This window comes from Microvirga terrae, assembly GCF_013307435.2.
Classification (GTDB): domain Bacteria; phylum Pseudomonadota; class Alphaproteobacteria; order Rhizobiales; family Beijerinckiaceae; genus Microvirga; species Microvirga terrae.
The window spans coordinates 3,222,378-3,248,013 of record NZ_CP102845.1; the positions used below are offsets into that span (position 1 = coordinate 3,222,378).

Annotated in this window: 23 protein-coding genes; 6 read left to right on the forward strand and 17 right to left on the reverse strand. The window is 66.4% G+C overall.

Features of this window, described 5'->3' with window-relative positions:
- Positions 1–256: 256 nt before the first annotated feature.
- The gene (locus HPT29_RS15170) at positions 257–1,138 is read left to right on the forward strand and encodes an ATP-binding protein (RefSeq protein ID WP_432807252.1); all 882 of its coding nucleotides are present in this window, start codon (positions 257–259) and stop codon (positions 1,136–1,138) included.
- An 87-nt stretch (positions 1,139–1,225) separates the two neighbouring features.
- On the opposite strand, the gene HPT29_RS15175 is transcribed toward HPT29_RS15170, so the two are convergent.
- The 14 genes from HPT29_RS15175 to HPT29_RS15240 all read right to left on the reverse strand — a co-directional run bounded on the left by HPT29_RS15175 (position 1,226) and on the right by HPT29_RS15240 (position 15,704).
- Entirely contained in the window at positions 1,226–2,251 is a 1,026-nt protein-coding gene (locus HPT29_RS15175; protein ID WP_259060051.1) for a peptidoglycan DD-metalloendopeptidase family protein, read from the reverse strand.
- 345 nt (positions 2,252–2,596) lie between these two features.
- Positions 2,597–3,268 carry a protein-L-isoaspartate O-methyltransferase family protein gene (locus tag HPT29_RS15180; RefSeq protein ID WP_247654588.1) on the reverse strand — a complete coding sequence of 224 codons (672 nt, stop codon included), beginning with the start codon at positions 3,266–3,268 and terminating at the stop codon, positions 2,597–2,599.
- Positions 3,269–3,293: 25 nt separating this feature from the next.
- Positions 3,294–4,058: a 5'/3'-nucleotidase SurE gene (surE, locus tag HPT29_RS15185; RefSeq protein ID WP_173948191.1), complete on the reverse strand. Its 765-nt coding sequence runs from the start codon at positions 4,056–4,058 to the stop codon at positions 3,294–3,296.
- 1 nt (position 4,059) lies between these two features.
- Entirely contained in the window at positions 4,060–5,421 is a 1,362-nt protein-coding gene (gene serS, locus HPT29_RS15190) for a serine--tRNA ligase (RefSeq protein ID WP_173948192.1), read from the reverse strand.
- Positions 5,422–5,526: 105 nt separating this feature from the next.
- On the reverse strand, positions 5,527–6,330 hold the full coding sequence (tatC, locus tag HPT29_RS15195; RefSeq protein ID WP_173948193.1) for a twin-arginine translocase subunit TatC: 804 nt from the start codon (positions 6,328–6,330) through the stop codon (positions 5,527–5,529).
- Positions 6,327–6,953, reverse strand: a complete 627-nt coding sequence (gene tatB, locus HPT29_RS15200; RefSeq protein ID WP_173948194.1) for a Sec-independent protein translocase protein TatB — start codon at positions 6,951–6,953, stop codon at positions 6,327–6,329. The genes tatC and tatB overlap by 4 nt, the downstream gene beginning before the upstream one ends.
- A 73-nt stretch (positions 6,954–7,026) precedes the next feature.
- Positions 7,027–7,269, reverse strand: coding sequence for a twin-arginine translocase TatA/TatE family subunit (locus HPT29_RS15205; protein ID WP_173948195.1), 243 nt, complete (start codon positions 7,267–7,269; stop codon positions 7,027–7,029).
- Positions 7,270–7,326: 57 nt separating this feature from the next.
- Positions 7,327–8,451 (reverse strand): ABC transporter ATP-binding protein, encoded by a 1,125-nt coding sequence (locus HPT29_RS15210; RefSeq protein ID WP_173948196.1) that lies wholly within the window; start codon positions 8,449–8,451, stop codon positions 7,327–7,329.
- A complete protein-coding gene (gene scpB / locus HPT29_RS15215) occupies positions 8,448–9,155 on the reverse strand; it encodes an SMC-Scp complex subunit ScpB (protein ID WP_371823203.1) in 708 nt (235 codons plus the stop codon). The genes HPT29_RS15210 and scpB overlap by 4 nt, the downstream gene beginning before the upstream one ends.
- Before the next feature lie 13 nt (positions 9,156–9,168).
- Positions 9,169–9,969 carry a segregation and condensation protein A gene (locus HPT29_RS15220; RefSeq protein ID WP_173948198.1) on the reverse strand — a complete coding sequence of 267 codons (801 nt, stop codon included), beginning with the start codon at positions 9,967–9,969 and terminating at the stop codon, positions 9,169–9,171.
- 40 nt (positions 9,970–10,009) lie between these two features.
- Complete coding sequence (nagZ, locus tag HPT29_RS15225) at positions 10,010–11,029, reverse strand: beta-N-acetylhexosaminidase (protein WP_173948199.1); 1,020 nt, start codon at positions 11,027–11,029, stop codon at positions 10,010–10,012.
- 58 nt (positions 11,030–11,087) lie between these two features.
- Positions 11,088–12,515, reverse strand: coding sequence for an SPOR domain-containing protein (locus tag HPT29_RS15230; protein WP_173948200.1), 1,428 nt, complete (start codon positions 12,513–12,515; stop codon positions 11,088–11,090).
- A 107-nt stretch (positions 12,516–12,622) separates the two neighbouring features.
- A complete protein-coding gene (argS, locus tag HPT29_RS15235) occupies positions 12,623–14,383 on the reverse strand; it encodes an arginine--tRNA ligase (RefSeq protein WP_173948201.1) in 1,761 nt (586 codons plus the stop codon).
- A gap of 106 nt (positions 14,384–14,489) precedes the next feature.
- A complete protein-coding gene (locus HPT29_RS15240) occupies positions 14,490–15,704 on the reverse strand; it encodes a deoxyguanosinetriphosphate triphosphohydrolase (RefSeq protein ID WP_173948202.1) in 1,215 nt (404 codons plus the stop codon).
- 88 nt (positions 15,705–15,792) lie between these two features.
- On the opposite strand from HPT29_RS15240, the gene erpA reads away from it, so the two are divergent.
- Positions 15,793–16,119: an iron-sulfur cluster insertion protein ErpA gene (gene erpA / locus HPT29_RS15245; RefSeq protein ID WP_173948203.1), complete on the forward strand. Its 327-nt coding sequence runs from the start codon at positions 15,793–15,795 to the stop codon at positions 16,117–16,119.
- Positions 16,120–16,200: 81 nt separating this feature from the next.
- Positions 16,201–18,060 carry an aq_1923 C-terminal domain gene (locus HPT29_RS15250; protein ID WP_173948204.1) on the forward strand — a complete coding sequence of 620 codons (1,860 nt, stop codon included), beginning with the start codon at positions 16,201–16,203 and terminating at the stop codon, positions 18,058–18,060.
- Between the two features lie 246 nt (positions 18,061–18,306).
- Here HPT29_RS15250 and HPT29_RS15255 read toward each other — a convergent pair whose 3' ends face one another.
- The gene (locus tag HPT29_RS15255) at positions 18,307–20,610 is read right to left on the reverse strand and encodes an NADP-dependent malic enzyme (protein WP_173948205.1); all 2,304 of its coding nucleotides are present in this window, start codon (positions 20,608–20,610) and stop codon (positions 18,307–18,309) included.
- A gap of 99 nt (positions 20,611–20,709) precedes the next feature.
- On the opposite strand from HPT29_RS15255, the gene HPT29_RS15260 reads away from it, so the two are divergent.
- Positions 20,710–21,330, forward strand: coding sequence for a CatB-related O-acetyltransferase (locus HPT29_RS15260; protein WP_173948206.1), 621 nt, complete (start codon positions 20,710–20,712; stop codon positions 21,328–21,330).
- A gap of 133 nt (positions 21,331–21,463) precedes the next feature.
- Here the strand turns inward: HPT29_RS15260 and HPT29_RS15265 are convergent, their stop codons facing one another.
- Both HPT29_RS15265 and aspS read right to left on the reverse strand, forming a co-directional pair.
- Positions 21,464–22,318 (reverse strand): glycosyltransferase family 2 protein, encoded by an 855-nt coding sequence (locus HPT29_RS15265; RefSeq protein WP_173948207.1) that lies wholly within the window; start codon positions 22,316–22,318, stop codon positions 21,464–21,466.
- Entirely contained in the window at positions 22,315–24,123 is a 1,809-nt protein-coding gene (aspS, locus tag HPT29_RS15270; protein ID WP_173948245.1) for an aspartate--tRNA ligase, read from the reverse strand. The genes HPT29_RS15265 and aspS overlap by 4 nt, the downstream gene beginning before the upstream one ends.
- A 730-nt stretch (positions 24,124–24,853) precedes the next feature.
- Here aspS and HPT29_RS15275 point away from each other — a divergent pair.
- On the forward strand, positions 24,854–24,997 hold the full coding sequence (locus tag HPT29_RS15275; protein WP_173948208.1) for a hypothetical protein: 144 nt from the start codon (positions 24,854–24,856) through the stop codon (positions 24,995–24,997).
- 118 nt (positions 24,998–25,115) lie between these two features.
- On the forward strand, positions 25,116–25,526 hold the full coding sequence (locus HPT29_RS15280; protein ID WP_173948209.1) for a hypothetical protein: 411 nt from the start codon (positions 25,116–25,118) through the stop codon (positions 25,524–25,526).
- The last annotated feature ends 110 nt before the right edge of the window (positions 25,527–25,636 follow it).

Genomic DNA, 25,636 nt, shown 5'->3' on the forward strand with positions numbered 1-25,636 from the left:
CCGCGCCGGACGGGATTACAAAGCGTGGCGGACTATACCCATCGACTCGCCGAAATCAATGAAGTTGAAGGCCTTTCCCAAGGCTCCTGCAGGGCTGCGGCCCTCCGGGGTCGGCCGCAGAGCCGGTTTCGCAGGACCGCACCCCCGGGCCGAACCCGGCGCTCCCCTGCGACAGGCGGCATTTTTGCTCCGGAGCCGGATCCCCTTCGTGGAAAAATGCGCTAAGCACGGCTTCCTCACCCATGCTTGAAGTCAGATGCCCATGCCCGCCGATCTCACCTCTCCCGAATCCCTGGCGCTTTTGACGCGGATCGCCGAGGCCCTGGAGCGCCTCACCCCCGCCACCGCGGCTCACGCCGACGTGACCGGAGCCGATGCCTTCGTCTGGCAGGCGGCCGGCCGCCGGCTTTCTCCCGTGCCGAAGGTGAACCGGGTCGAGATGAGCCTCCTGCGCGGCATCGACCGGGTCCGGGACCAGCTGGCGGAGAACACGCACCGCTTCGCGCGAGGCCTGCCGGCGAACAACGCCCTGCTCTGGGGCGCCCGCGGCATGGGCAAATCGTCCCTGGTCAAGGCGGTCCATGCCGAGATCAACCACTCCAAGCCTGCCGATGCACGCCCCCTCAAGCTGATCGAGATCCACCGGGAGGATATCGAGACCCTGCCCGATCTCATGGGACTGCTGCGGGCCGACCCCCACCGCTTCATCGTGTTCTGCGACGATCTCTCGTTCGATGCGGACGACACCTCCTACAAGTCGCTGAAGGCCGTGCTGGAAGGCGGCATCGAGGGCCGGCCCGACAACGTGATCTTCTACGCCACCTCGAACCGGCGCCACCTGCTGCCGCGCGACATGATGGAGAACGAGCGCTCGACCGCCATCAACCCGGGCGAGGCGGTCGAGGAGAAGGTCTCCCTGTCCGACCGGTTCGGCCTCTGGCTCGGCTTCCACAAATGCAGCCAGGACGAGTATCTCGACATGGTCTTCGCCTATGTCGACCATCTCGGCCTCCAGGCGGACCGTGACGCCGTCCGCGCGGAGGCCCTGGAATGGGCCACCACCCGCGGCGCACGCTCGGGACGTACGGCCTGGCAGTTCATTCAGCATCTCGCCGGGCGCCTCGGCAAGGCGATCTGAAACGGCAAGGGGACGGTGGCTGAGCTCCACCGTCCCCTCATTCGACCAGCTTCGACAGGCGGAAGCTGACCTGAACCGTTGATCCGATCAGCCGCCGAGATGCTTCATGGGGTCAACCGGCTGGGCGCCCTTGCGGATCTCGAAGTGGAGCTGCGGCGAGGTCACGTTGCCGGTCTGGCCGGACGTGGCGATCACCTGGCCGCGCTTCACCTGCTCGCCGCGCTTGACGTTGAGCGAACCGTTATGGGCATAGGCCGAGACGAAGCCGTTCTCGTGCTTGATCAGGACGAGGTTGCCGTAGCCCTTCACTTCGCTGCCGGCATAGGTCACGGTGCCGGCCTCGGCCGCCTTGACCGGCGTGCCTTCGGGAACCGCGATATTGATGCCCTCGTTGCCGCCATTGGCGCCGAAACCGGCGATGACGCGGCCGCGGGCCGGCCAGCGGAAATCGCCGGAGACGCTTGCGGTCTGCTCGGGCTCTGCCACCGGAGCCTTTGCGGCTTCCGGCTGCGGCGCCGGAGCGACCGGCTGCACGACGGCAGGCTTCACCGGCTCGGGCTGGGTCAGGGCGGCAACCTTGGGCTGCTCGACGACCGGCTTCGGAGCGGGCGCCAGAGGCTTCGGCGCGGACACGAGCGGCTCGTTCGTGGCGGACGCGACCTGCATCGGAGCTGACCTTGCGGGTGCGGCAGGAGCCGGAGCCTGAGCGGTCGACGTCATACCGGGGCGAACACGCTTCACCGGCTCGGCGGCGGCAACCGGCGTCGTGGCGGCCGGAGTCTTGGACGTGTCGACGAGGCGGAATTTCGGCTGGCCGGCCGGCTGCGCCGGGACCGATTGAGCGACCGGCACGGGGCGCGGCTGGATCGGGGCGGGAGCGGCGGCGATGCGGGTGGGCTGCGGCAGGGGCTGGGACTGCACGGGCGGCAGGGCCTGGGCCTGCACCGACGGTGTCGGCATCGGGGCTGGGGCATAGGACGGCGTCGGCTGAGGCGAGGACGACGCGGTGGTGTCCATGCGCTCGCTGGCCGCGAAGGGATTTGAGAACGGGTTCTCGGCGAACCGCGCACTATCGGTACTGCAGGCTGCCGCCGCACTGCCGATCAAACCCACCAAGGCGATCCGCGACACCGCAACCCAATGCCCAGAACACTCACGCAACCGCATCACTCAACCCCAACCGAACGCAACTCGATGGAGCCATTAAAAGCCTGTTCAGGTTAAGCATCGGTTGACGCTGCGTGGATTCTCGTAACCTTGTCCGAAAAAATTTGGTTCGGTTCGGAACACTCCCAAAAGCCGACATGTTTTTGGCCCGATTCCCTGGCGCATCGGACGCGAGAGTGGACTTGCACTTCTGGGACCGACCCGATGCTTCTTTCTGAATAAGCGCATCGCTGGGCGCGGAAAACCGGGCCCATTTTTCACTGACGCGGCCCGCTGGGTCCGCACGATGCGCTAGAGGGTCGCCGCAACGCCGGTGACGAGAGGCGAAATGCGCAATGATGCGCCGAACGTCTGCGTCAGCGCACCCTCGGCGTCGCGGTCGATCCGCACGAGATGGGGCCCGCTCTCCTTCGTGATCGCGCCGATCAGACGGCTGCCCGGGCCGAGGAGAGACGTGACGGTCTGTGGGATCTCGGGGCGTGCGCCGTTGAGCAGAATGCGGTCGAAGCGGTCCCGGACACGCGCCGCCAATCCGTCTCCCACCTCCAGCCGGACCTTGTCCGCGTCGACGATCTTGAGATGCTGCGCCGCGCTCTCCGCCAAGGTGTTGAAGCGCTCGACGCTGGTGACCTCGGCGCCGAGCCTCGCCAGCAGCGCCGTCACGTAGCCGCTGCCGGTTCCGATCTCCAGCACGCGCTGACCCGGCTGGACACCGAGCGCCAGCAGCATGGCCGCGACCGTCGCCGGTCCCGTCATGGTCTGGCCGCAGGGCAACGGCAGGGCGACATCCGTGCGCGCCAGGTCGGTGAAGCGGCGCGGCGCGAACACCTCGCGAGGCACGAGCTCCATCGCGCGCAGCAGCGCCGTGTCGCGGATGCCTTTGGCGCGCAGGGACAGGATGAAGGACGCAGCACCGATCGCCTCCTGCTCGTCGCGGGGCTCCGCTTCAGGCAGGAAAGGCATGTCCTGGTTCATCGCGCCGGCACCCTCATCGGTCGAAAGCCTGCGCGTAGCGCGTCAGCGTCGGCTCGTCGGTCATGTCGATGCGCAGCGGCGTCACGGCAATGCGCCGATGGGCGATCGCCCACAGATCGGTGCCGTTGCCGGGCGTGAAGGGCCGGCGCTCGAACGCGATCCAGAAATAGGGATTGCCGCGTCCGTCGCGGCGCTCGTCGAGGCGCAGAAGCTCCTGCGTGCGCTGCCCCTGGTTGACGAGAGCCGTTCCCTCGACCTCGTCGGGCTCGCAATCCGGAAAATTCACATTGACCAGGATGCCCTTGTCGATTCCGGCCTCGAGGATCCGACGCACGACCTTGGGGCCGTGGTGCTCGGCGCAGTGCCAGCGCGGCGCGTTGCGCGTGCCGGGTCCGTAGGCCTGGGATAGGGCAATGGATGGGATGCCCAGGATCGTGCCCTCGATGGCTCCCGCAACCGTCCCCGAATAGGTCACGTCCTCAGCCACGTTCTGTCCCCGGTTGACCCCGGAGAGAACGAGGTCGGGCCTGGCGTCCTGCATGAGATGACGCACGCCCATGATCACGCAGTCGGTCGGCGTTCCCTTCACGGCGAAGTGCCGCTCCGAGATCTCGCGCAGGCGCAGAGGATCATTGAGGGACAGCGAGTGGGCGACGCCGCTCTGGTCGGTCTCGGGCGCGACGACCCACACGTCGTCCGAGAGGTTGCGGGCGATCGCCTCCAGGGTCTTCAGGCCAGGAGCATGAATGCCGTCGTCGTTGGTGCAGAGAATGCGCATGTCAGGCCTGACGTTCGATGCGGGCCATCCCGCCCATGTAGGGCTGCAGCGCCGACGGAATCGCAACGCTGCCGTCCTCGTTCTGGTAGTTCTCGAGAACGGCCACGAGCGTGCGGCCGACCGCGAGCCCGGAGCCGTTGAGCGTATGCACGAAACGCGGCTGCTTCTCGCCCGCGGCGCGGTAGCGCGCATTCATGCGGCGGGCCTGGAAATCCGAACAGACCGAGCAGCTCGAGATCTCGCGGTACATGCCTTGCCCCGGCAGCCACACCTCGATGTCGTAGGTCTTGGTCGACGAGAAACCCATGTCGCCCGTGCAGAGCGTCATGGTGCGGAACGGAAGCTCCAGCTTCTTCAGCACGTTCTCGGCGCTCGCGAGCATGCGCTCGTGCTCGTTGGCGGACGTTTCGGGCGTGGTGATCGAGACGAGTTCGCACTTCACGAACTGGTGCTGGCGGATCATGCCGCGGGTGTCGCGCCCGGCGGATCCGGCCTCGGCGCGGAAGCTCGGGGTCAGCGCCGTGAAGCGCAGCGGAAGCTGCTCCTCCGAAAGGATCTGCTCGCGCACGAGGTTGGTGAGCGTGACCTCTGCGGTCGGGATCATGCCGTAGCGCGTGTCCTTGATCATCCTGCCGATGGCCTCGCGCGGCTGCCCGTCGAGGGCCGCCTGCACGACCTGTTCCAACGTATTCCCGGGGAAGGCCCAGAACTGGTCGTCCTCGAATTTCGGCAGCTGCGCCGTGCCGAACATGGCGTCATCGCGCACCAGCAGCGGTGGGTTCACTTCCGTGTAGCCGTGCTCGGTCGTGTGCAGGTCGATCATGAACTGCCCGAGCGCCCGCTCGAGCCGGGCCAGTGCGCCCTTGAGCACCACGAAGCGCGAGCCGGAGAGCTTCGCGGCCGTCTCGAAATCCATCAGACCGAGGGCCTCGCCGAGCTCGAAATGCTGCTTGGCGCTGTTGAGGGTCGGCGGCGTGCCGAAGCGGTGACGCTCCACATTGCCGTGCTCGTCCAGTCCGAACGGGACATCCTCTTTGGGAATGTTGGGAATCGCCGAAAGGGCCTCGAACAAGGCCTTTTCGGCGGCGCGCTCGGCCTCCTCCAGGTCCGGCGTCGTTTCCTTGATCCGGGCGACCTCGGCCATCAGCTCCTGGGCCCGCGCCTCGTCCTTTTTCGCCTTGGCCTGGCCGATTTCCTTGGACAGGGCGTTACGGCGCTCGGTGGCGGCCTGCAGGGCGGAAACGGCGCTCTTGCGCCGGTCGTCGAGGGCGATCAGCTGCGCGGACAGGGGCTCCATGCCCCGGTTCCGGAGGCCTTGGTCGAAAGCCGCGGGGTTCTCGCGGATGGAACGGATGTCGTGCATGGGATCAGGACCTGCTTCGTCAGGCAGTCCCGCCCATCAGAACAAGACCGCCCCTTCAACTCTTGCCGAGGACGGCGGCCGATGCGAGGGACCTCTTCGAGGCCCCTACTCCTCTGCCGCGCGCGCGGCCTCGGCCTCCGCACGCTTCTTCTCGACCATGGTGACGGAGAAGATGGATGCCTCGTAAAGAAGCAAGGTGGGGATCGCAAGGGCGAACTGGCTGATCACGTCCGGCGGCGTGAGAACCGCCGCGATCACGAACACGATGACCACGGCGTAGCGACGCTTGTCCTTGAGGAACTGCGAGTCGATGATCCCGGCCCGGGCCAGAAGGGTCAGGACGACCGGCAGCTGGAAGCAGATGCCGAACGCGAAGATGAGCGTCATGATCAGTGACAGGTACTCGCTGACCTTGGGCAGGAACTCGATGCTGGGGCTCGTATCCGTAGCCAATTGCTGCATGCCCACGGAGAACCGCATGAGCAGCGGCATGGCGATGAAATACACGCAGGCCGCCCCGACGACGAAGAGGACCGGGGTCGCGATCAGGTACGGCACAAAGGCCCGACGCTCGTTCTTGTAGAGACCGGGCGCGACGAACTTGTAGATCTGCATGGCGATGACCGGAAAGGCCATGAAGCCGGCCCCGAAGGCCGCAACCTGAATCTGGGTGAACAGATATTCGAGGCCGTGCGTATAGACCAGGTGAGCCCGCTCCGGCGAGCCGACCGCCAGGACGTAGGGCCAGACCAGCGCGTTGTAGATGTATTTGGCGGCGGCGAAGCAGACGAAGAACATCACCACGAAGGCGGCGAGCGCCTTGATCAGGCGCGAGCGCAACTCGGTCAGATGCTCGATCAGAGGCGCGCGCGATGCCTCGACCTCATCCTCTTCAACGGCGGTGGTCATCCGGCTTTTGCGTCCGCTTTTCTGGGCTGTTCTGAAAGTTGTTCGGCGAGGGCCGCCTGCTGGGCCTCGTACTCGGCCTCGCGGCGCAGGGACTCGGCGATCTCGGCGGCCGGATCGACCAGCGGGGGCGCCGGCAGGTCGACGAGCGGATCCACGGGACGCGAATCCACAGGATCCGGCGCCCGCCCCTCCACGACGGCCTGGACCGTTGCGTCGGAGGCCGCAGGAACAGGCGGCGGCGCATCGGCCACCGCCGGCTGATCGGATGTCACGGGCCCGGAGGTCACTTGCGGAACGTCCGCCTCGTTCGCCGGCTTGGGGGCCTTTTCAGGCGCCTCGATCGAGGTCTTCAGCTCGTCCCGGATCGTCTGGATCGGGTTGAAGTCCGTGCTGCCGATGGAGGTGACGGAATCGTTCACGCCCTGGAGCTGCTTCTTGACCTCGTCGAGTTCGGCCTCGCGCATGGCCTCGTTGAATTGCCCCTGGAACTCCGCCGCCATGCGGCGAAGCTTTCCGGTCACCTGCCCGACGGTCCGCAGGGCCTTGGGCAGATCCTTCGGGCCGATCACGATCAGCGCAACGGCACCGATCACCATGATCTCACCCCAGCTCATGTCCAACATGACGTGGCCTCGAACCTGCCCTTTACGTACTCACGCGTACTGACACGCCGCGAATGGCGGCGGCGCACGAAGCTCAGCCGACCTTGTGGTCCGTCGTCGCGGTGCTCGTGGGAGCGCCGGCCTGATGGTCGATGGTCCGGACGGGCTCCGCCGGCTGCACCGGCTTTGCCGGGGTGTCGTCCTCGGACATGCCCTTCTTGAAGGCTTTGATGCCCTTCGCGACGTCTCCCATCATGTCGGAGATCTTCCCGCGTCCGAACAGCAGGACGACGATCAGACCCACGACGATCCAGTGCCAAATACTCGTGCCACCCATGGCAATTCCTCCTGCGCCCGAAAAGGCGCGGTCTTTCAATGTGAACTCGTCGCCAACCTATGCGTCGGAGGCGGCGAAAACAAGGACATCCTTCGTATCGATCTCGATGCCCACATCCTGTCCCTCTGTCACGCCAGCGGGATCGTGAATGCGGGCCTGAAGCGGACGATCGAGCCCCGGCACGTCAATGTGCACGAGATCGACCTCGCCGAGAAAGCGACGAGACACCACACGTCCCGGCAGGCAGAAGCCCGCCGGTTTGAGCCTAACCCCCTGGGGCCGCACGCAGACGATCGCCGGACCGTCCGCCAGATGCGGCGCCGGAAAGACCCCCACGGGACAGGAAACCCGGCCGTTCCGCACCGAGCCCTCAAGCTCGTTGAAATCGCAGAAGAAGCGGGCCGCGAACAGATTGGCCGGGCGCCGATAGATCTCCTCGGCGTCGCCTTCCTGAATGATCGTGCCGGCCCGCATGAGAACGATCCGGTCGGCGATCCGCATCGCCTCCTCCGGATCGTGCGTCACCACGATGGTCGTCGCCCCGGTTTCCCTCAGGATCGCGACCGTCTCGTCCCGGATGGCGTCCCGCATGCGCCGGTCGAGATTCGAGAATGGCTCGTCCATGAGAAGGACGCCGGGCCGCGGGGCGATCGATCGCGCCAGCGCCACCCGCTGCTGCTCGCCGCCCGACAGGGTATGAGGATACTCCCCGGCATAGTGCTCGAGCCCGACGCGCGACAGGGCACGCCGGGCGGCAACGCCGGCTTCCGCGGCCGAGAGGCCCTTGAGACCGAACATGATGTTCTGCAGGATCGTCATGTGGGGGAACAGGGCATAATCCTGGAACATCAGCCCGATGCCCCGTCGCTCCGGCTCCACGAAAGCCCGCGGGCCGGTGACCTCCAGGCCGTCCATGAGAACCCGGCCGGCGGTGGGCGCCTCCACACCGGCAGCGATGCGCAGAAGGGTGGTCTTCCCGCAGCCGGAGTGACCCAGCAGGCAGATGATCTCTCCCGGCTCGATCGTGAGCGACACCCCGTCGAGGGCTCGCTGGGTATCGTAGGCCTGGACGATGTTCTCGAAGGTGAGCTGGGCCGGGATCGACGCCCCTGCGGTGCCGCGCTGCCCCCATCGGGGCAGGCGGAACCGGTCGCGGGCCGACGCGACGGGCCTTGCGGTCATTCCTGGCCCGCCTCGGTCTCGTGCATGTCCAGGGGCTGGAGCGGCTCGTCCTCGAGCGGATCCTCGTCCTCGCGCAGGGCGTCGGCGTCGGAAGGCGTGGGCACCGAGAGGTCGGACGGAACGCGTCCCTCGATGAAGCCCGCGCCCTTGAGTTCCTCGAGGCCTGGCAGATCCTCGATGGCATCGAGCCCGAAATGCTCCAGGAAGCCGGGCGTCGTGCCGTAGGTCACCGGGCGGCCGGGCGCCTTCCTGCGCCCCCTCAGGCGGATCCAGCCCGTCTCCAACAGGGTATCGACCGTCCCCTTGGACGTGGCGACGCCGCGGATCTCCTCGATCTCCGCGCGGGTCACCGGCTGGTGATAGGCGATGATCGCGAGGGTTTCCATGGCGGCGCGCGAGAGCCGGCGCTGATCGACCACGTCGCGCGCGAGCACGAAGGACAGGTCGCTCGCCGTCCGGAAGGTCCATTTGCCGGCCACCCGGACGAGGTTGACGCCCCGCAGCGCGTAGAGCTCGGTCAGGTCCTGGAGAATCCTCTCCACGTCCGCACCTTCCGGCAACCGGCCGCTCAGCTCCTGGGCGCTCAGGGGCGCGGGAGCGGCGAACAGGAGCGCCTCGGCGATCCGCATGGCCTCGCCGTGATCGGGAACATGGCTGACCTCGGGAGCCTCGGTGTCGGGCGTGGGGCCGGTATCGTCCTGCATGTCGGGCAGCATCCTAAATTCCTGCCTGGGCCGGGTCCGCCACCGGCTTGACCCAGACGGGAGCGAAGGCCTCGTCCTGCCGGACCGTGAGCTTGCCCTCGCGCACCATCTCCAGGGTCGCGGACAGGGCCGAGGCCAGAACGGTCGGACGCATGGCAGGCTCGACCATGTATTCGACGAGATAGGTGTCGAGGGTCACCCAGTCGCTCAGGTGACCCACCAGGCGCTCCAGGGCATCGCGCGCATCGACCAGGGACCAGACAGTCCGCTTGTGCAGGGACACCCTGGCGTTGAACTGGATCTGCCGCTGCTGGGCATAGGCCTTGAGAAGATCGTAGAGGCTCGCCTCGTAGCGGGAATTACGATTGACGATCACGGGCTCGGGCGCCCCGCGGGCGAAGACGTCCCGGCCGAGCCAGGCGCGCTCGCCCATCTTCTTGGCGGCCTCGCGGATCGCCTCCAGACGTCGCAGGCGCAGGGCAAGCGCCGTGGCGAGATCCTCAGCGCTGGGCTCCTCGCCCTTGGGCGGTTCGGGCAGCAGGAGGCGCGACTTGAGGTAGGCGAGCCAAGCCGCCATCACCAGATAGTCGGCCGCCAGCTCCAGGCGCATGCGGCGCGCCTCCTCGATGAAGGCGATGTACTGCTCGGCCAGCGCCAGGATCGAGATGCGGTGGAGGTCCACCTTCTGGCGCCGGGCCAGTTCCAGCAGCAGGTCGAGCGGTCCTTCGAACCCGTCCACGTCGACGAGAAGGGCGGGCTCGCTCTCGGCCCGCTCCGTGCGTTCGACATCCTCGAAGGGTAAAGGGTTTGCCATGGACCTTGCTCAACTCATGAGGTTCGAAGCTTCATAAGCTTTAGGCGATCATCGCAAGCGCGGAATCGAGCCTGGACCTGGCATCCACAGGATCCAGAGGCTCCGGATCGTGGGTGATGCGATCTAACGCAGCGTTAGCTCGGCGGAGGGAATCCCCTTCCAGCGCGGGGGCGGCCTCGGCCACCGCGCTCATTTCGTCCATGTTGCCGTTGCAATGAAGGGCCATGTCGCAGCCGGCGGCAAAAGCCGCCTCCGTCCGGCCCTGGAACGAACCGGAGAGAGCCTGCATGGACAGGTCGTCGGTCATTACCAGCCCGTCATAGCCGATATGGCCCCGGATGATCTCCTCCATGACGATGCGGGATGTCGTGGCCGGGTGCTCCGGATCGAGCGCCGTGTACACCACATGCGCGGTCATCGCGAGCGGCATGTCGGTGAGCATCCGGAAGGGAGCAAAATCGTGCCTTTCCAGCTCCTCGCGGGTCGCTTCGACCACCGGGAGGGCGAGGTGGCTGTCGGCGCCGGCCCGGCCATGGCCCGGCATGTGCTTGACAACCGGCAGGACGCCTCCGGCCATGAGCCCCTCGGCGGCCGCACGGCCCAGAATGGCGACCTGATCGGGCGTCTTGCCGTAGGCCCGGTCGCCGATGATGTCATGCGCGCCCGGTGACGGCACGTCCAGAACCGGCAGGCAATCCACCGTGATCCCCACGGACCGGAGGTCGTGGGCGATCAGACGCGCTCCGAGACGGGTGATCTCACGCTGGACCAGCGGATCGTTGGCATGAAGGCGGCCGTAGGTGCTGCCGGAAGGGTATTTCGGCCAATGCGGCGGCCCCATGCGCTGGACCCGGCCGCCCTCCTGGTCGATCAGGATCGGAGCATCCCCGCGGCCGACCGCCTCCCTCAAGGAAGCGCAGAGCGCCCTCACCTGCTCCGGGCTCTCCACGTTGCGGCGGAAGAGAATGAAGCCCCACGGGTTCGCCTCCTTGAAGAAGGCGATCTCGTCCGGGGTGAGGTCATAGCCGGAGCATCCAGCAATAAAGGCGCGGGTTGTCATACCCGCGCCTTACGTCCCCTGCTCGGCAGGGTCAACATTTCTCAGCTGCCTCGCTCGGTCAGTTCTTCGCCACGAAGCACTGTCCGCCCTGGCCCTGGAGCTTGGAGCAGAGGGACGAGGCCTCCTCCTTCGACAGCGGCCCGACGCGGACCCGATAAATCGTGCTGCCGTTCACCTCGGCCTTGCGGATGAGAGCGGGCTTGCCCTCCAGGTCGGAATACTTGCGCTGGTAGGACGCAAAGGCCGTCTGAGCGGCGGTTTCCGAGTTCGCCAAGCCGAGCTGAACCGAGAATCCGCCCGTCGGCGTCGTCTCCGCTGCCGCCGGAGCAACGGGCTGAACCGAAGCGACCTGCTGGGGTGCCGGCGTGGCCGCGGGAGTGGCGGCCGCAGCGACCGGACGCGGCGTCGGCGCCGAGGCTGTCGGCGCCGCCGGCGTGCTGGCGGCCGGCCTGGGCTGGGCCGAGGCGACCTGAACGGGGGCCGGTGTCGCACGGGCTGCCGGAGCCGGCTGGGCCTGTGGCGGCAGGGTCATGGCGGCGGACGAGGTGGGCTGCGCTGCCGGCTCGGATCCCGCCACCGTTCCGTCGGGCCGGATCGTGACGGTGCGGACCTTCTTGGGCTCACCGAGATTCAGGCTGGCGGTCTGATGAGGCTTGACCACACCGCCCGGGACGGTGCCCCCGGTCGCATCCGCGACCGCGCTTCCGTTCATGCGCACAGCCTGCTGCACGTCGACCGGCTGCTCCTCGCGGTTGACGACCTTGGTCGCCCCACCCTGATTGGCACGCTCGTAGATCTGCTTGTTCTGGTTGGGAATCTCGACCCCGCCAGGATTCTGCGGCTGCACCTTCGTGGGCTCGCTGCTCGCCTTCACCAGGGGAGGTTCGCCACCCGTGACCGAGGAGGAGCCGGACGCCAGATAGGCTCCACCGCCGCCGAGCACGATAGCGCCGACCACGGCCGCCATCGCGACCACGCCCTTGCGGGAGCGCCCTTTCTGGGCCGGTGCGTAATCCGGAGCGCCGTCGTAGTCCTGTTCGGCATACTGCCCGGCCTGATCGGCGTAGTAGTCCTGAGCATAGGCCTCGTTGCCATACCCGTCCTGATCCTGGTGGACAGACTGATGAGCATAGCCGGGCTCAGGGCTGCGGGCGTGGCTTTGGGCATAAGAGCCCTGATCGAAGGAAGAGCCCGCGGGCGCTACCTGAGGTGCCCGCGCCGTTACCGGGCGACCTGGTTGCGGCATTGTGTCGCGGACGGCGAAAATATCGCCGATGGAAGAATTCTGCGGCCGCGGACGGGCGGAACCGTCATTGGCCAAAATGGCTTGAAAAGGATCGTCTTGCCCCACGATTCGGGCCAATTCCGCGAGCGGATCGGTCCGCCCGGCGGGAACCGGCTGGGAATGCGGGCTGCCCGCCTGGGCGAGTTGCCGTTCGATCTCGGTGAGGTCGACGGCAAAACGGGGCTTCAGTGATTCGCTCATGCGCCGGATCTCCAGTTACGCGACAGGAGCACCTGCTGCTCCGCCGGCACGACGTAACGGAACCCGACGCGTGTGCTTCGTAAGCGATTGATTCGCCTCAAGAAACACTATCGCATTTCATCGGGTGCCGTGACGCCCAGGATTGCGAGACCAGATGCGAGCACACCCTTCAGGGCATGCACGAGAGCGAGCCTCGCCTGTGTTGAATCTTTATCAGTTAGATTAACAAAGCGTAATTGCGGCAAGTCTTTGCCCTTATTCCATAAACTATGGAAGGCGCTCGCCAGGTCGTAGAGGTAGAATGCGACCCGATGGGGCTCGTGGGCTTCGGCTGCCGCCTCGATCATCCGCGGGAACTGGGCGATGCGGTGGATGATGTCCATCTCCGCCTCGTCGCTCAGGATCGACAGATCGGCCTGCTCGAGCTGGGCCGCCGAGAAATCCACACCCGGGAACGCCTCGGCCGCCTGACGGAACACCGACGCGCAGCGGGCATGGGCGTACTGGACGTAGAAGACCGGGTTGTCCTTGGACTGCTCGACCACCTTGGCGAGGTCGAAATCCAGGGTGGCGTCGTTCTTGCGGAAGATCATCATGAAGCGGGTGGCGTCCCGGCCGACCTCGTCGACCACCTCCCGCAGGGTCACGAAATCCCCCGACCGCTTGGACATCTTCACCGGCTCGCCCCCGCGCAGCAGCTTGACGAGCTGGCAGAGCTTCACGTCAAGCTCGGCCCTGTTATCCGAAACGGCCTTCACGGCCGCCTGCATGCGCTTGACGTATCCGCCGTGATCGGCACCCCACACGTCGATCATCGCCGCGAAGCCGCGTTCGAACTTGGAGCGATGATAGGCGATGTCGGAGGCGAAGTACGTGTAGGAGCCGTCGGACTTGAGAAGCGGGCGGTCCACCTCGTCGCCGAACGCGGTGGCGCGGAAGAGAAGCTGCTCCCGGTCCTCCCAATCCTCATCCTTCTGGCCCTTGGGCGGGGGCAGACGGCCCATATAGACGAGATCGCGACCGCGAAGCTCCGTGATGAGCTCCCGGACCTGGTCGGAAGGCTCCAGCTGGAGCGACCGCTCCGAGAAGAACACGTCGTGATGGATGTTGAGCGCCGCGAGGTCGTCCCGGATCATGTCCATCATGGCGTCGATGGAGATCCGGCGCACGAGCGGCAGCCACTCGGATTCCGGTCGATCGAGCAGCGCCGTGCCGTGCTCCTTGGCGAGCCGCTCGCCGACCGGCTTCAGATAGTCGCCGGGATAGAGCCCCTCCGGGATCACCCCGATATCGTGGCCCAGGGCCTCCTTGTAGCGGAGATAGGCCGAGCGGGCGAGAACATCGACCTGCGCGCCGGCATCGTTGATGTAGTACTCGCGGGTGACCTTGTAGCCGGCGAAATCCAGGAGACCCGACAGGGCGTCGCCGAAGACCGCGCCCCGGCAATGGCCCACATGCATCGGACCGGTCGGATTGGCCGAGACGTACTCGACGTTGATCGGCGATCCTGCCCCCTGGCCGCTCCGGCCGAAGCCGTTCGTGTCCACGAGCGCGGCCCGCAGAACCTCGTGCAGGACGGAGGGCGCGAGCCGGATGTTGATGAAGCCCGGCCCGGCGATCGCCACCTGGGTGACTCGCGGGTCGTCCTTGAGATCGGCGACGAGGAGCTCGGCCAGGGCGCGCGGGTTCATGCGTGCTTCCTTGGCCAGCACCATGGCGGCGTTGGTGGCCAAGTCGCCATGGGAGGGATCGCGCGGGGGCTCGACCACGACGCGGCTGACGTCCAGCCCCGAGGGAATCTTGGCCTCCCCGGCCAACCGGCCGAGCGCATCCGCAACCCGCTTCTCAAACAGCCCGAAAATGTTCATGGTACTTCATCTCAATGGGCGACAGGCCCTGATCGCAGCCGACAAAACGCTTCATGAGCCCTCGACCGAAGAGGACGGCGGGCCGTTGCGAAGGATGCAGCCGCGCCTAACGCAAGTCCGGCGTTACGTCAAACAGGCGCCGGTGTTCGAGGATCGCGTAGCGGTCCGTCATGCCTGCAATGTAATCCGCCACGCGGCGGGACAGGCGCGGTTCGTCGTCCCGCGGCAGATCGGCCCTCCATTCCTCGGGCATCAGATCCGGCTCGGCCTTGAAGCGCCTGAACAGGTCCCGCAGCACGTCGTCTGCCTGGGCACGGACCCGCATGACGTCCGGGTGGCGATACATGCGGGCGTAGAGGAAGCGCTTGATTGAGGCGTCGGCCTCTTTCATGGCGCTCGAGAAGCACACCATGGTGTCGCCCGCGCGGCGGATATCCTCGGCATTCCGCGGAGACAAGGCGGCGATCCTGCGCTCGCCCTCGGCCACCACGTCCTCGACGAAGCGGGTGATGACCCGACGGGTCAGTTCGTGGATGCGCCGGGACAGATCGAGGCCCGGGTAGCGCGCGTCGATCTCCTTCAGGAGGCCGTCGAGGAACGGCACCTCGCGCAGCTCCTCGATCCGGAACAGCCCGGCCCGCAACCCGTCGTCGATGTCATGGGCATCGTAGGCGATGTCGTCGGCGATCGCCGCAGCCTGAGCCTCGCCGCCGGCATGGGTGGCGAGGTCCAGATCCTGCTGGGAGTTGTACTCCAGGATCGCCAGCGGAACCCCGCGCGCGGCATAGCGCAGGGTCGGGCGCCCCTCCGGATCCAGGAGCGGGCCGTTATGCTTGACCAGCCCCTCCAGGGTCTCCCAGGTGAGGTTCAGCCCGTCATATTCGGCGTACCGACGCTCCAGACGGGTCACGACACGCAGGGCCTGGGCGTTGTGGTCGAAGCCGCCGAACCCGGCCATGCACTCCTCGAGCGTATCCTCGCCGGTGTGTCCGAACGGGGTGTGGCCGAGGTCGTGGGAGAGCGCCAGGGCCTCGGCGAGATCCTCGTCGAGCCCCAGGGAGCGGGCGAGCGCCCGGGCGATCTGGCTCACCTCGATGGTATGAGTCAGGCGGGTCCGGAAATGGTCGCCCTCGTGATAGACGAAGACCTGGGTCTTGTGCTTGAGCCGGCGGAAGGCCGAGGAATGGATGATCCGGTCGCGGTCGCGCTGGAAGTCGCTGCGGGTGGGCGAGACCGCCTCCGGGTAGAGCCGGCCGCGGCTCCCCCAAGGATCACAGGCGTAAGGGGCTCGCCATCTCTCGCCAAAGGGCCGCACGATCATCCCCGGGTTGAAGCCTTGTCAGGGCGCACTTACCTTGCTCATAACACCTTGTCCAAAGAATACGTCCTCCCGAGGACTGGAAGTGCCCATGACCGGTATTACCCTGACCGAACGCGCCGCCCGCCGCATCAACGAGATCATGGCTGCAGAACCGGCCGGCTCGCACCTGAGAATCAGCGTCAACGGAGGCGGCTGTTCGGGGTTCCAATACGCCTTCGACGTCGACCGGACCCGGCAGGACGACGATCTTGTGATCGAGAAGGACGGAGCGACCGTCGTGGTCGACGAGGTCTCGATCCAGTACATGGACGGCTCCGTCATCGACTTCGTCGACGACCTGATCGGCCAGTCCTTCAAGATCGAAAACCCCCACGCCACCGCATCCTGCGGCTGCGGCACCTCGTTCTCGTTGTAAAATCTTTACCTAAGGTCTTATTGTCCGCCGCGAATTCAATCCAGGTTGGTCGGCGACGGATTCGCCGGCTTGGGGGACAGGATGAGACTTTCTTATCGCGCAGGGATCTGCGCACTCGCCTTACTGGCCGGTTCGGCCGCTTTGCAGTTCGAGCCTGCCGTTCTTCGCAACCTCGTGGTCGACGCCGGCGGGCACCGCCTCGCGGTCGGCGCGGTCAAGGTTCCATTATGGAGCGCGGCCGTCGCGCAATCGGCCGACAGCCTCAGCCTGGACAATGTGAGCTTCACCTTCGGGTCCACGACCTACGAGGCCAAGCGCATCGAGTTTTCCGGGATCTCCTCCTCGCGGGCCGATCTCGAGGCGCTGTTTTCTTCCTCCTCGACCGAGCCGATGGAAAGCCGCCTGAAGCGCATCAGCGTGAAGCAGATTCTGATTCCGGAAGCACGGGTGAAGCAGACCCTCGGCCAGGACGTCCAGACGACGACCTATCGCAACACCACGCTGACCGATGTCGTTCAGGGCCGGATCACCTCGGCGATCATCGAGGCGACGGGCGCCGAGACGAAGCGCGCCAAGGGCAGCCTCGTCGTCAGCAACGGCCGCGCGACCATGAGCGAGCTCGACCTGACGGCACTCGCACGGCTCTATGAGGCGAAAGCCGAAAGTACGTCGGCTCCCTTTGCGAAGATCTACGGCGCCTTTGCAATCGAGAACATCGACGTCACCGACAACGAGACGAACGTGACGTTCAAGGTCGGGCGCATGAGCGGCCGGGACTTCATGGGGCGGCAGACCCGGGATTCCTGGAATGGGACCTTCGGCCTCTTCACCGAGATGGCCGAAAGGCAGGAGCTTTCGCCCGAGGATCAGGCACGCTTCTTCCCGGCCCTCGCGGACCTCCTCGATGCCTTCCAGATCGGTTACGTCGAGGCCTCCGGGATCGAGGTGAACACGAAGACCAAGGGCAAGCCCGGCCAGGCCCGCATCGGCCGGGTCGCCTATACGGGCGGGACGGAAACGCAGCCTGCCGACATGCGATGGGAAGGTTTCGAGTTCTCCGACAAGGAGAACCGCGTCAAGCTCGACGGCCTGAGCCTGACGGGTTTCTCGTTCCGTCAGACCCTCGACGGTCTGCGGACCCTCCAGGGCAAGTCCTTCGACGATCTCGATCCGGCTATGATCCGCAGTCTCGTCCCCACCCTCGGGACCCTGCGCCTGCAGGGCGTCTCCATCGACGGGACGACGGACGACGAGGGCAAGAAGGTGAAGGTTCAGGCCGGCCTGAAGGGCTTCGAGCTGACCGCCGACAAGCCCGTGAACGCCATCCCGACCAATTTCAGGTTCGGTCTGCAGAACCTGACGATGGCGCTGCCGTCGAACAGCACGGATGACGGCGTGAAGGAACTCGTGGCGCTCGGCTACAAGACCATCGACGTCTCTTTCCTGGCGGCCGCCACCTGGAACGAGGCCGCGAGCGAGATCGCTCTCAGCGAGGTCTCTTTCCAGGGCCTGGACATGGGCAATATCGGCCTGACGGGCCGTATCGGGAATGTCGGCAAGGATCTCTTCAACCCGGACACGGCGCTCGCAACGGTCGCCCTCGTCGGGGCCCGGGCTAAAGCTGTCGACCTCACGGTCGAGAACAAGGGTCTGTTCGAGCGCTACATGGCCCAGGCCGCCAAGGAGCAGAAGACGACGCCCGAATCCCTGCGCCGCACCTATGCGGCGGCGGCGGCTTTCGTCGTCCCGGCGATGATCGGCAGTTCCGAGCAGGCCCAGACCCTGAGCCAGGCCGTCGCCCGCTTCATCGCCAAGCCCGGCAAGCTTTCGGTCAGCGCAACACCCAAGGACTCGTCGGGTCTCGGGATCGCAGAAGCGATGGTGGTGCAGGACCCGAAAGATATCCTCGGGAAGCTGAACGTCAGCGCGAAGGTGGAGTAACGCCTGCCCTTCCGCATAGGCATCGCGACCGCCGGAGGCCCTGTCGCTCCGCTGTCATCACCGGTCTTCTATCGCCCTCCTGGCCATGGCACCCGATCCCGCCATGGCCGGCCTCGTGCCGGCCATCTCGATCGGAGATGGCGCGGCGTTTCACAGCATCGGGATCACCGGGACAAGCCCGGTGATGGCGAGGGGGAATGGCGCTCCGGCCTGTCCGGATGAGGGCTCATCCGGACGTGCACGGGATCAGATCAGCGACGGCTGATCCTCCTCGGCCGCCTGCGCCTCGACGACCGCGATCGCCGTGATGTTGACGATGCCGCGGGCGGTCACGGACGGGGTCAGGATATGGGCGGGCTTGGCCGGACCGATGAGGATCGGGCCGACAGGGAGCGAATCGGCCAGCACCTTGGTGAACTGGAACGCGATGTTGGCTGCGTCGAGGTTCGGCATGATGAGCACGTTCGCCTCGCCCTTCAGCCGCGAGTTGGGATTGACGCGCTCGCGGATCATCTGGGACAGCGCCGAGTCGGCCTGCATCTCGCCGTCGACCTCGAGGTCGGGCGCGCGCTCGGTGATGCACGCCAGCGCCTCCCGCATCTTGAGCGCCGAGCGGCTGTCGGCCGCGCCGAAATCCGAATGCGACAGGAGCGCGATCTTGGGCTCGATGCCGAACCGGCGCACGTGGCTCGCGCAGGCGATCGTCATGTCGGCGATCTGCTCCGCAGTCGGATCGATCTGCACGTGGGTGTCGGCGAGGAAGTAGGCGCCCTTCGACGTGATGACGAGCGACAGGGCCGCCATTTCGTGCACTCCGGGAGCAAGCCCGATGATGTCCTTGATGTGCTTGACGCGGGACTGGAACCGGCCTTCCAGGCCGCAGATCAGCGCGTCCGCGTCCCCTCGCCTCACGGCGAGGGCCCCGATGACCGTGTTGTTCGTGCGCACCAGGGTCCGGGCCGCGTCAGGCGTGATGCCCTTGCGGCCGGCTGCCTCCACGTAGGTGGCCACGTAATCGCGGTAGCGCGGATCGTCCTCCGGGTTGACCAGCTCGAAGTGGCGTCCGATCTCCATGGACAGGCCGAAACGCTTCATGCGGGCTTCGACGACGTTGGGGCGCCCGATGAGGATCGGTTTGGCGATGCCCTCCTCGACGATGACCTGCACGGCCCGCAGCACGCGCTCGTCCTCGCCCTCGGCGTAGATGACGCGTTTCGGACCGGCCTTCGCCTGCGAGAACAGCGGCTTCATGATGAAGCCCGAGCGGAACACGAAGCGGCCGAGGGATTCCGCATAGGCGTCGAGATCCGCCAGAGGCCGCGTCGCCACCCCGGACTCCATCGCGGCCTTTGCGACGGCCGGCGCGATGCGCAGGATGAGCCGAGGATCGAACGGGCTCGGAATCAGGGACTTGCGGCCGAAGGGATGCGCCTCGCCGCCATAGGCGCGCGCCACCACCTCGGACGGGGCCTCGCGGGCGAGGCCCGCGATGGCCTTCACGGCGGCGGCCTTCATCTCCTCGTTGATGGTCGTCGCGCCCACGTCGAGCGCGCCACGGAAGATGTAGGGGAAGCACAGGACGTTGTTGACCTGGTTCGGATAATCCGAGCGCCCGGTGCAGATCATCGCGTCGGGCCGCGCGGCCTCGGCCTCCTCCGGCATGATCTCCGGATAGGGGTTGGCGAGCGCCATGATCAGCGGACGCGGGGCCATCTGGGCGAGCAGTTCGGGCTTGAGGACGCCGCCGGCCGAGAGGCCCAGGAACACGTCCGCGTTGGGGATCACGTCGGCAAGCGTGCGCGCATCGGTGACTTGAGCATAGGCCGACTTCCAGCGGTCCATGAGCTCGTTGCGACCCTCGTGGACCACGCCCTTGATGTCCGTGACCCAGATGTTCTCGCGCTTGGCGCCCAGCGAGACCAGGAGATTGAGGCAGGCGAGCGCCGCAGCGCCGGCGCCGGACGTGACGATCTTCACGTCCTCGATCTTCTTGCCGGCGAGCTCCAGGGCGTTTGTCACGGCCGCGCCCACGATGATCGCGGTGCCGTGCTGGTCGTCGTGGAAGACCGGGATACCCATCCGGGCCTTCAAACGCTCCTCGACCTCGAAGCATTCAGGCGCCTTGATGTCCTCGAGATTGATGCCCCCGAAGGTCGGCTCCAGGGCTGCGATCACCTCGACGAGCTTGTCCACGTTCTTCTCGGCCAGTTCGATGTCGAACACGTCGATGCCGGAGAACTTCTTGAACAGGACCGCCTTGCCCTCCATGACGGGCTTCGAGGCGAGCGGGCCGATGTCGCCGAGCCCCAGCACGGCTGTGCCGTTGGAGATCACGGCGACCAGGTTCTGGCGGGAGGTAAGGTTGGCGGCCTCGGCCGGGTCGGCGGCAATCGCCTCGCAGGGGGCGGCTACGCCGGGAGAATAAGCCAGCGCCAGGTCGCGCTGATTGCCGAGGGGCTTGGTCGGCTGGATCTCGAGCTTTCCGGGGCGCGGATGCTGGTGGTAGAACATCGCTCCCGATTTCAGATCCTGCGAGATGTTGTCTCCCATCCCCGACGCTCCTTGCACTGACCGAACCAACCTGGAGGCCCTTGTGCGCGCCCTTCACCCTGCCGTCAATGTTCTTGTCTCAGCCCGCGGGGTCGCACGATGAAGCTCCGGCACCGCCTGAAGAACTGGCGCAACCCGCACAACCAGACCCGCGTCCACCTTGCCCGTATGGCGGAACGCCATGGTTACGAAATCGGCGAGTTCACCTATGGTAAGCCCAAGGTCCGATTTCCGGAATCAGGCCGCAAGCTCACCATCGGCCGCTACGGCTCCATCGCCGACAAGGTGGAGATCCTGCTCGGCGGCAACCACCGCACCGACTGGGGCACGACCTATCCCTTTTCGGCCTTCCGCGACCTCTGGCCCGCGGCGCCGAAGAGCGAGGATTATCACACCTCGCGCGGCGACGTGACCATCGGCCACGACGTGTGGCTCGGCTCCGGCGCGATCATCATGTCAGGCGTGACCATAGGGCATGGCGCGGTGGTGGCGGCCCATGCCATCGTGACCAAGGATGTCCCGCCCTATGCCATCGTCGGCGGCAATCCGGCCAGGGTGATCCGGCACCGTTTCGACCAGGAGACCATCGCGGCGCTTCTCGACGCGCGATGGTGGGACCTGCCCCGGGACAAGATCGCCACCCTCATCCCGCTGCTGCAGAGCGACCGGATCCGCGAGCTGATCGCGGCCGTGAAGGTGCTGCGGACGCAATGCTTGTGAGACTTCCGAAACCATCCTCCTCGTCATCACCGGCTTTGTGCCGGTGATCTCGATCCGAGAAGCGCAGCGTTTCACATCATCGGGATGGCCGGGACAAGCCTGGCCATGACGTGGGAGGAGATTTGGCAGGACGTCAGAACGCTTTTCGGCCCCGCATCGCCGCCCACGCGCCTGCGGCGGAGCCGGCATAGCGCTCGATCAGACTGCGCCGGAAGGTCAGGCTCGCCGCGACGGCTTTCAGCCCGTTGACCGCCGCCATGCCGGGCGCCGGGTTCGGCAGGCCGTACTTGCGGCTTACGTAAGCGCGCGACCAGGCCTGGTGCCAGCGGGACGTGAAGATGCGGCCGGGCCGTTCCCCGCTCGACCGGCCGCGCCCATGCCGCACGACGGCCTGCGGGACGTAGATCAGCGCCGAGCCGGAATCGGCCACCCGGCGGCACAGGTCGTCGTCCTCGTAGAACAGAAAGATGTTCTCGTCGAAGCCGCCGAGCTCGAGGAACACGTCGCGGCGGATGAGGAAGCAGGCGCCCGAGAAGAACGGCGCGCAGGCCTCGCCCTCGGGGACGACGAGCTTGCCGCCGGGATTAGTCAGCGAAGTCGCGAGGAGCGAGCGCGGCTGGTAGAACACGCGCCCGCTGGGCTCCACGATCTGCGGCGCGAAGAACGCCGCGTCCGGATAACGCCGCGCCGCGTCGACGAGGGCCACGACCGCGCCCCTGTCGACGACGCAGTCCGGATTGACGACCAGCACGAACGCGGTTCCGGCCGCCCGCACGCCGATGTTGTTGGCGCGGCCGTAACCCAGGTTGCGGTCATTGCGGACGACGCGCGCGCCCTGCCCTTGGGCGATGGCCACCGTGTCGTCCGTCGAGGCGTTGTCGACCACGAGCGCCGGCGCTCCGTCCGCCGCCAGCGCGCCGAGACACTCCGGCAGCGCATGGGCGCTGTCGAAGGTCACGACGATGGCGGTGACGTCGTGGGGGCTCATTTCTCCTGCAGGTTCAGCCGGACGTGCAGCTCGCGGAGCTGCTTCGGCGTCGCCTCGGAGGGCGCCCCGAGCAGGAGATCTTCCGCCTTCTGGTTCATCGGGAACAGCGTGATTTCGCGCAGGTTGTGCGCGCCGCAGAGCAGCATCACGATGCGGTCGACGCCGGCCGCCATGCCGCCGTGGGGCGGAGCGCCGTACTGGAACGCGCGGTACATGCCGCCGAACCGCTCCATGACCTCCTTCTCGCCGTAGCCGGCGATCTCGAAGGCCTTCACCATCCGGTCGGGGCGATGGTTGCGGATCGACCCCGAGGCCATCTCGTAGCCGTTGCAGACCATGTCGTACTGGAAGGCCGTGATCTTGAGGATCGTGTCCTTGTCGGCCGGGTCGAGGGCCATGAAGGCCTCATGGTCGAAATCCGCCATGGAGAACGGGTTGTGGGAGAAGTCGATCTTCTTCTCGTCGTCGTTCCACTCGTATTGCGGGAAGTCGACGATCCAGCAGAACTCGAACCGGTCCTTGTCGATGAGGCCGAGCTCGTCGCCGATGCGGGTACGCGCCTTGCCGGCGAGCGAGGCGGCCTTGTCCTCGGCCCCGGCCGAGAAGAACACCGCGTCGCCAGCCTTGATGCCGACCTTCTCGCGGATGACCGCCTGAGCGGCCTCCGGGATGAACTTGGCGATCGGTCCCTTGGCCTGGATCTGGCCGCCCTCCTCCTCGAACACGATGTAGCCGAGGCCTGGCGCGCCTTCCGTGCGAGCCCAGTCGTTGAGCTTGTCGAAGAACGAGCGCGGCTGCGCGGCGGCACCCGGCGCCGGGATGGCACGCACGACGCCGCCCGACTTGATCACGTTCTTGAACGCGTTGAAGGTCACGTCCTCGCGGGTGAACACCTCCGACACGTCCGCGATGATCAGCGGGTTGCGCAGGTCGGGCTTGTCGTTGCCGTATTTCAGCATGGACTCGAAATACGGGATGCGCGGGAAGACGTCGGTGACCGGCTTGCCGTCCGCGAACTCCTTGAAGGTGTCGCGGATCACCGGCTCCATGGTCTGGAAGATGTCCTCCTGGGTGACGAAGCTCATTTCCACGTCGAGCTGGTAGAACTCGCCCGGCAGGCGATCGGCGCGCGGATCCTCATCGCGGAAGCAGGGCGCGATCTGGAAGTACCGGTCGAAGCCGGAGATCATGATCAGCTGCTTGAACTGCTGCGGCGCCTGCGGCAGGGCGTAGAACTTGCCGGGATGGATGCGCGACGGCACCAGGAAGTCGCGCGCGCCCTCCGGCGAGGAGGCGGTCAGGATCGGCGTCGTGAACTCGAAGAAGCCGCTCTGCTGCATGCGCGAGCGCAGGCTGTTGATGATCGCCCCGCGCTTCATGATGTTGGCGTGCAGCTTCTCGCGGCGCAGGTCCAGATACCGGTACGTGAGACGGGTCTCCTCCGGGTAGTCCTGGTCGCCGAAGACCGGCATCGGCAGCTCGGCCGCCGGACCAAGCACCTCCATGTCGGTGATGTAGACCTCGACCGTGCCGGTGGGCAGTTCCGGGTTCTCGGTGCCGGCCGGGCGCTTGCGCACCTTGCCGTCGACGCGGATCACCCATTCCGAGCGCGCGGCTTCCGCCTGCTTGAAGGCCGGGGAATCCGGATCGATCACGCATTGCGTCATGCCGTAATGGTCGCGCAGGTCGATGAACAGCACACCGCCATGGTCGCGGATGCGGTGGCACCAGCCGGAGAGCCGGGCGACCTGGCCGACATCGGATTCGCGGAGCGCGCCGCAGGTGTGGGAACGGTAACGGTGCATGGAGGCGGACATGGAGAGGCCTGCTGGTTCGGTTTGAAGCGCAACATCCATGGGAGGCGGGGGAAGTCAAGGCGGAAGGATGAAATGTGACAGGCGCAGGCGCCCTCCGGGACAGGCGGAGCCGAGAGTATCCGACCTCCGCAGCCCTGCCGGCCCCTCGGCGCCATCAACGGCCAGGTTTCAGTGGTCCCGATTCTGAAAGCCTCGTGTTTCTTCCTGTCGCGATGGCGGTGACAAGCCAGGCCGTGGCGCCGGGTGCATCGTTGCGGCAGGACCAGGCGCTGGGGGAACGGGGTACACAGCCCCCGCCCCTGCGTTCTCTCCGTGACGCCGCTCAGTGGATCGTCAGGCCGAGGACCGGACCCGCGAGGTTCGTCAGGCTGACGATCAGCATGAAGGTCGTGAGGGTCACACTGAGATAGAGGGAGGCGATGAAAAGGGCCTGCATGGCGTCACCTGTCGAGGAGATGACGGGAATTCTGTCCTGTTCGGCGATTCCTCACAATGGTCCCCCCGGGAGTACCCCGTTCTCGCGTGCGCCGGAGCACATCGCCCGCTTCAAGGACGCCCTCCGCCCAACGGAACAGCCACGACTGTCCGCGGACAAGGCGGTTCAGGCGTCCCGCCCCGAACCGGCACGTCGACGCTCGCGCCGCCTCGAGGCTTGGCCCTAACACAGGTTAAGGCGCCCTGTGGACCGCTTCTCTAGAAGGGTTCTAAGTGAGGTGCAATGAAGCGGTCGCTTGAGGATTTCGTCGAGTACTTTTTTCGGTTCGTCCTGCTCGCGAGCGGCGTCCTCACGGCGATTCTCCTGCTAGCGGCCGTCGCACGCCTCGTGGACACGGACGCCGTGAGCCTGTCGCACCAGCCCTAGAGCGTCACTCGGACCCGAGCGAGTCCCTTCGGAAATGGATGTGGATTCCAGTGGAATTTTCCCCTCCCAGACGTCCGAAATCCTTGCAGAACAAAGGGTGAATTACCATATTCTTCCTATGGTTAACACCCTCGCCACATCCCTGCTGAGACCGGCCCGGAACGCTCCCGTCGAGGAGCGGATCGAGGGCAATTGGCACGTCTATCCGTTCGACGGCGCGCTGGAGCTCGACTATGTCGACCAGGCTGGCAACGCGAGCCGGCGCTGGGTGCTGGCGCGCGAGCTGAAGGTAGGCCCCGGCAAGATGCTGCTCGGCGGCATCGACATCCTGTCCGAGGACAGCTATCGCGGCTTCAGGGTCGACCGGATCCAACGTCTGGAGGATGCGGAAACCGGTCTCGTGGTCGAGCACAACATCCTCGACTGGCTCATGAGGCGCGCGGAGCGTCAGGCCAAGGCGCGCAGGAAGGCGGCCGCGCAAGGTGCGTCGCTCCACGCGCCGGCAACCGACCGCTTCCCCTCCGGCTAAAGCGGGCGACCGCACCGCGAACGCACAACGGCGCCGGAGAGGCGTCGTCGGCAGATCTGCGTCTCGCAGTCCTTGTCCGCCGTGAGCGGTGAAGCCGAGCAAGCAGCAAC

Coding starts and splice junctions, on each gene's coding strand:
- HPT29_RS15170 (WP_432807252.1), top strand. CDS start 257: ATGCCCATGCCCGCCGATCTCACCTCTCCCGAATCCCTGGCGCTTTTG.
- HPT29_RS15180 (WP_247654588.1), bottom strand. CDS start 3,268: ATGCCTTTCCTGCCTGAAGCGGAGCCCCGCGACGAGCAGGAGGCGATC.
- surE (WP_173948191.1), bottom strand. CDS start 4,058: ATGCGCATTCTCTGCACCAACGACGACGGCATTCATGCTCCTGGCCTG.
- serS (WP_173948192.1), bottom strand. CDS start 5,421: ATGCACGACATCCGTTCCATCCGCGAGAACCCCGCGGCTTTCGACCAA.
- tatC (WP_173948193.1), bottom strand. CDS start 6,330: ATGACCACCGCCGTTGAAGAGGATGAGGTCGAGGCATCGCGCGCGCCT.
- tatB (WP_173948194.1), bottom strand. CDS start 6,953: ATGTTGGACATGAGCTGGGGTGAGATCATGGTGATCGGTGCCGTTGCG.
- HPT29_RS15205 (WP_173948195.1), bottom strand. CDS start 7,269: ATGGGTGGCACGAGTATTTGGCACTGGATCGTCGTGGGTCTGATCGTC.
- HPT29_RS15210 (WP_173948196.1), bottom strand. CDS start 8,451: ATGACCGCAAGGCCCGTCGCGTCGGCCCGCGACCGGTTCCGCCTGCCC.
- scpB (WP_371823203.1), bottom strand. CDS start 9,155: ATGCAGGACGATACCGGCCCCACGCCCGACACCGAGGCTCCCGAGGTC.
- HPT29_RS15220 (WP_173948198.1), bottom strand. CDS start 9,969: ATGGCAAACCCTTTACCCTTCGAGGATGTCGAACGCACGGAGCGGGCC.
- nagZ (WP_173948199.1), bottom strand. CDS start 11,029: ATGACAACCCGCGCCTTTATTGCTGGATGCTCCGGCTATGACCTCACC.
- HPT29_RS15230 (WP_173948200.1), bottom strand. CDS start 12,515: ATGAGCGAATCACTGAAGCCCCGTTTTGCCGTCGACCTCACCGAGATC.
- argS (WP_173948201.1), bottom strand. CDS start 14,383: ATGAACATTTTCGGGCTGTTTGAGAAGCGGGTTGCGGATGCGCTCGGC.
- HPT29_RS15240 (WP_173948202.1), bottom strand. CDS start 15,704: ATGATCGTGCGGCCCTTTGGCGAGAGATGGCGAGCCCCTTACGCCTGT.
- erpA (WP_173948203.1), top strand. CDS start 15,793: ATGACCGGTATTACCCTGACCGAACGCGCCGCCCGCCGCATCAACGAG.
- HPT29_RS15250 (WP_173948204.1), top strand. CDS start 16,201: ATGAGACTTTCTTATCGCGCAGGGATCTGCGCACTCGCCTTACTGGCC.
- HPT29_RS15255 (WP_173948205.1), bottom strand. CDS start 20,610: ATGGGAGACAACATCTCGCAGGATCTGAAATCGGGAGCGATGTTCTAC.
- HPT29_RS15260 (WP_173948206.1), top strand. CDS start 20,710: ATGAAGCTCCGGCACCGCCTGAAGAACTGGCGCAACCCGCACAACCAG.
- HPT29_RS15265 (WP_173948207.1), bottom strand. CDS start 22,318: ATGAGCCCCCACGACGTCACCGCCATCGTCGTGACCTTCGACAGCGCC.
- aspS (WP_173948245.1), bottom strand. CDS start 24,123: ATGCACCGTTACCGTTCCCACACCTGCGGCGCGCTCCGCGAATCCGAT.
- HPT29_RS15275 (WP_173948208.1), top strand. CDS start 24,854: ATGAAGCGGTCGCTTGAGGATTTCGTCGAGTACTTTTTTCGGTTCGTC.
- HPT29_RS15280 (WP_173948209.1), top strand. CDS start 25,116: ATGGTTAACACCCTCGCCACATCCCTGCTGAGACCGGCCCGGAACGCT.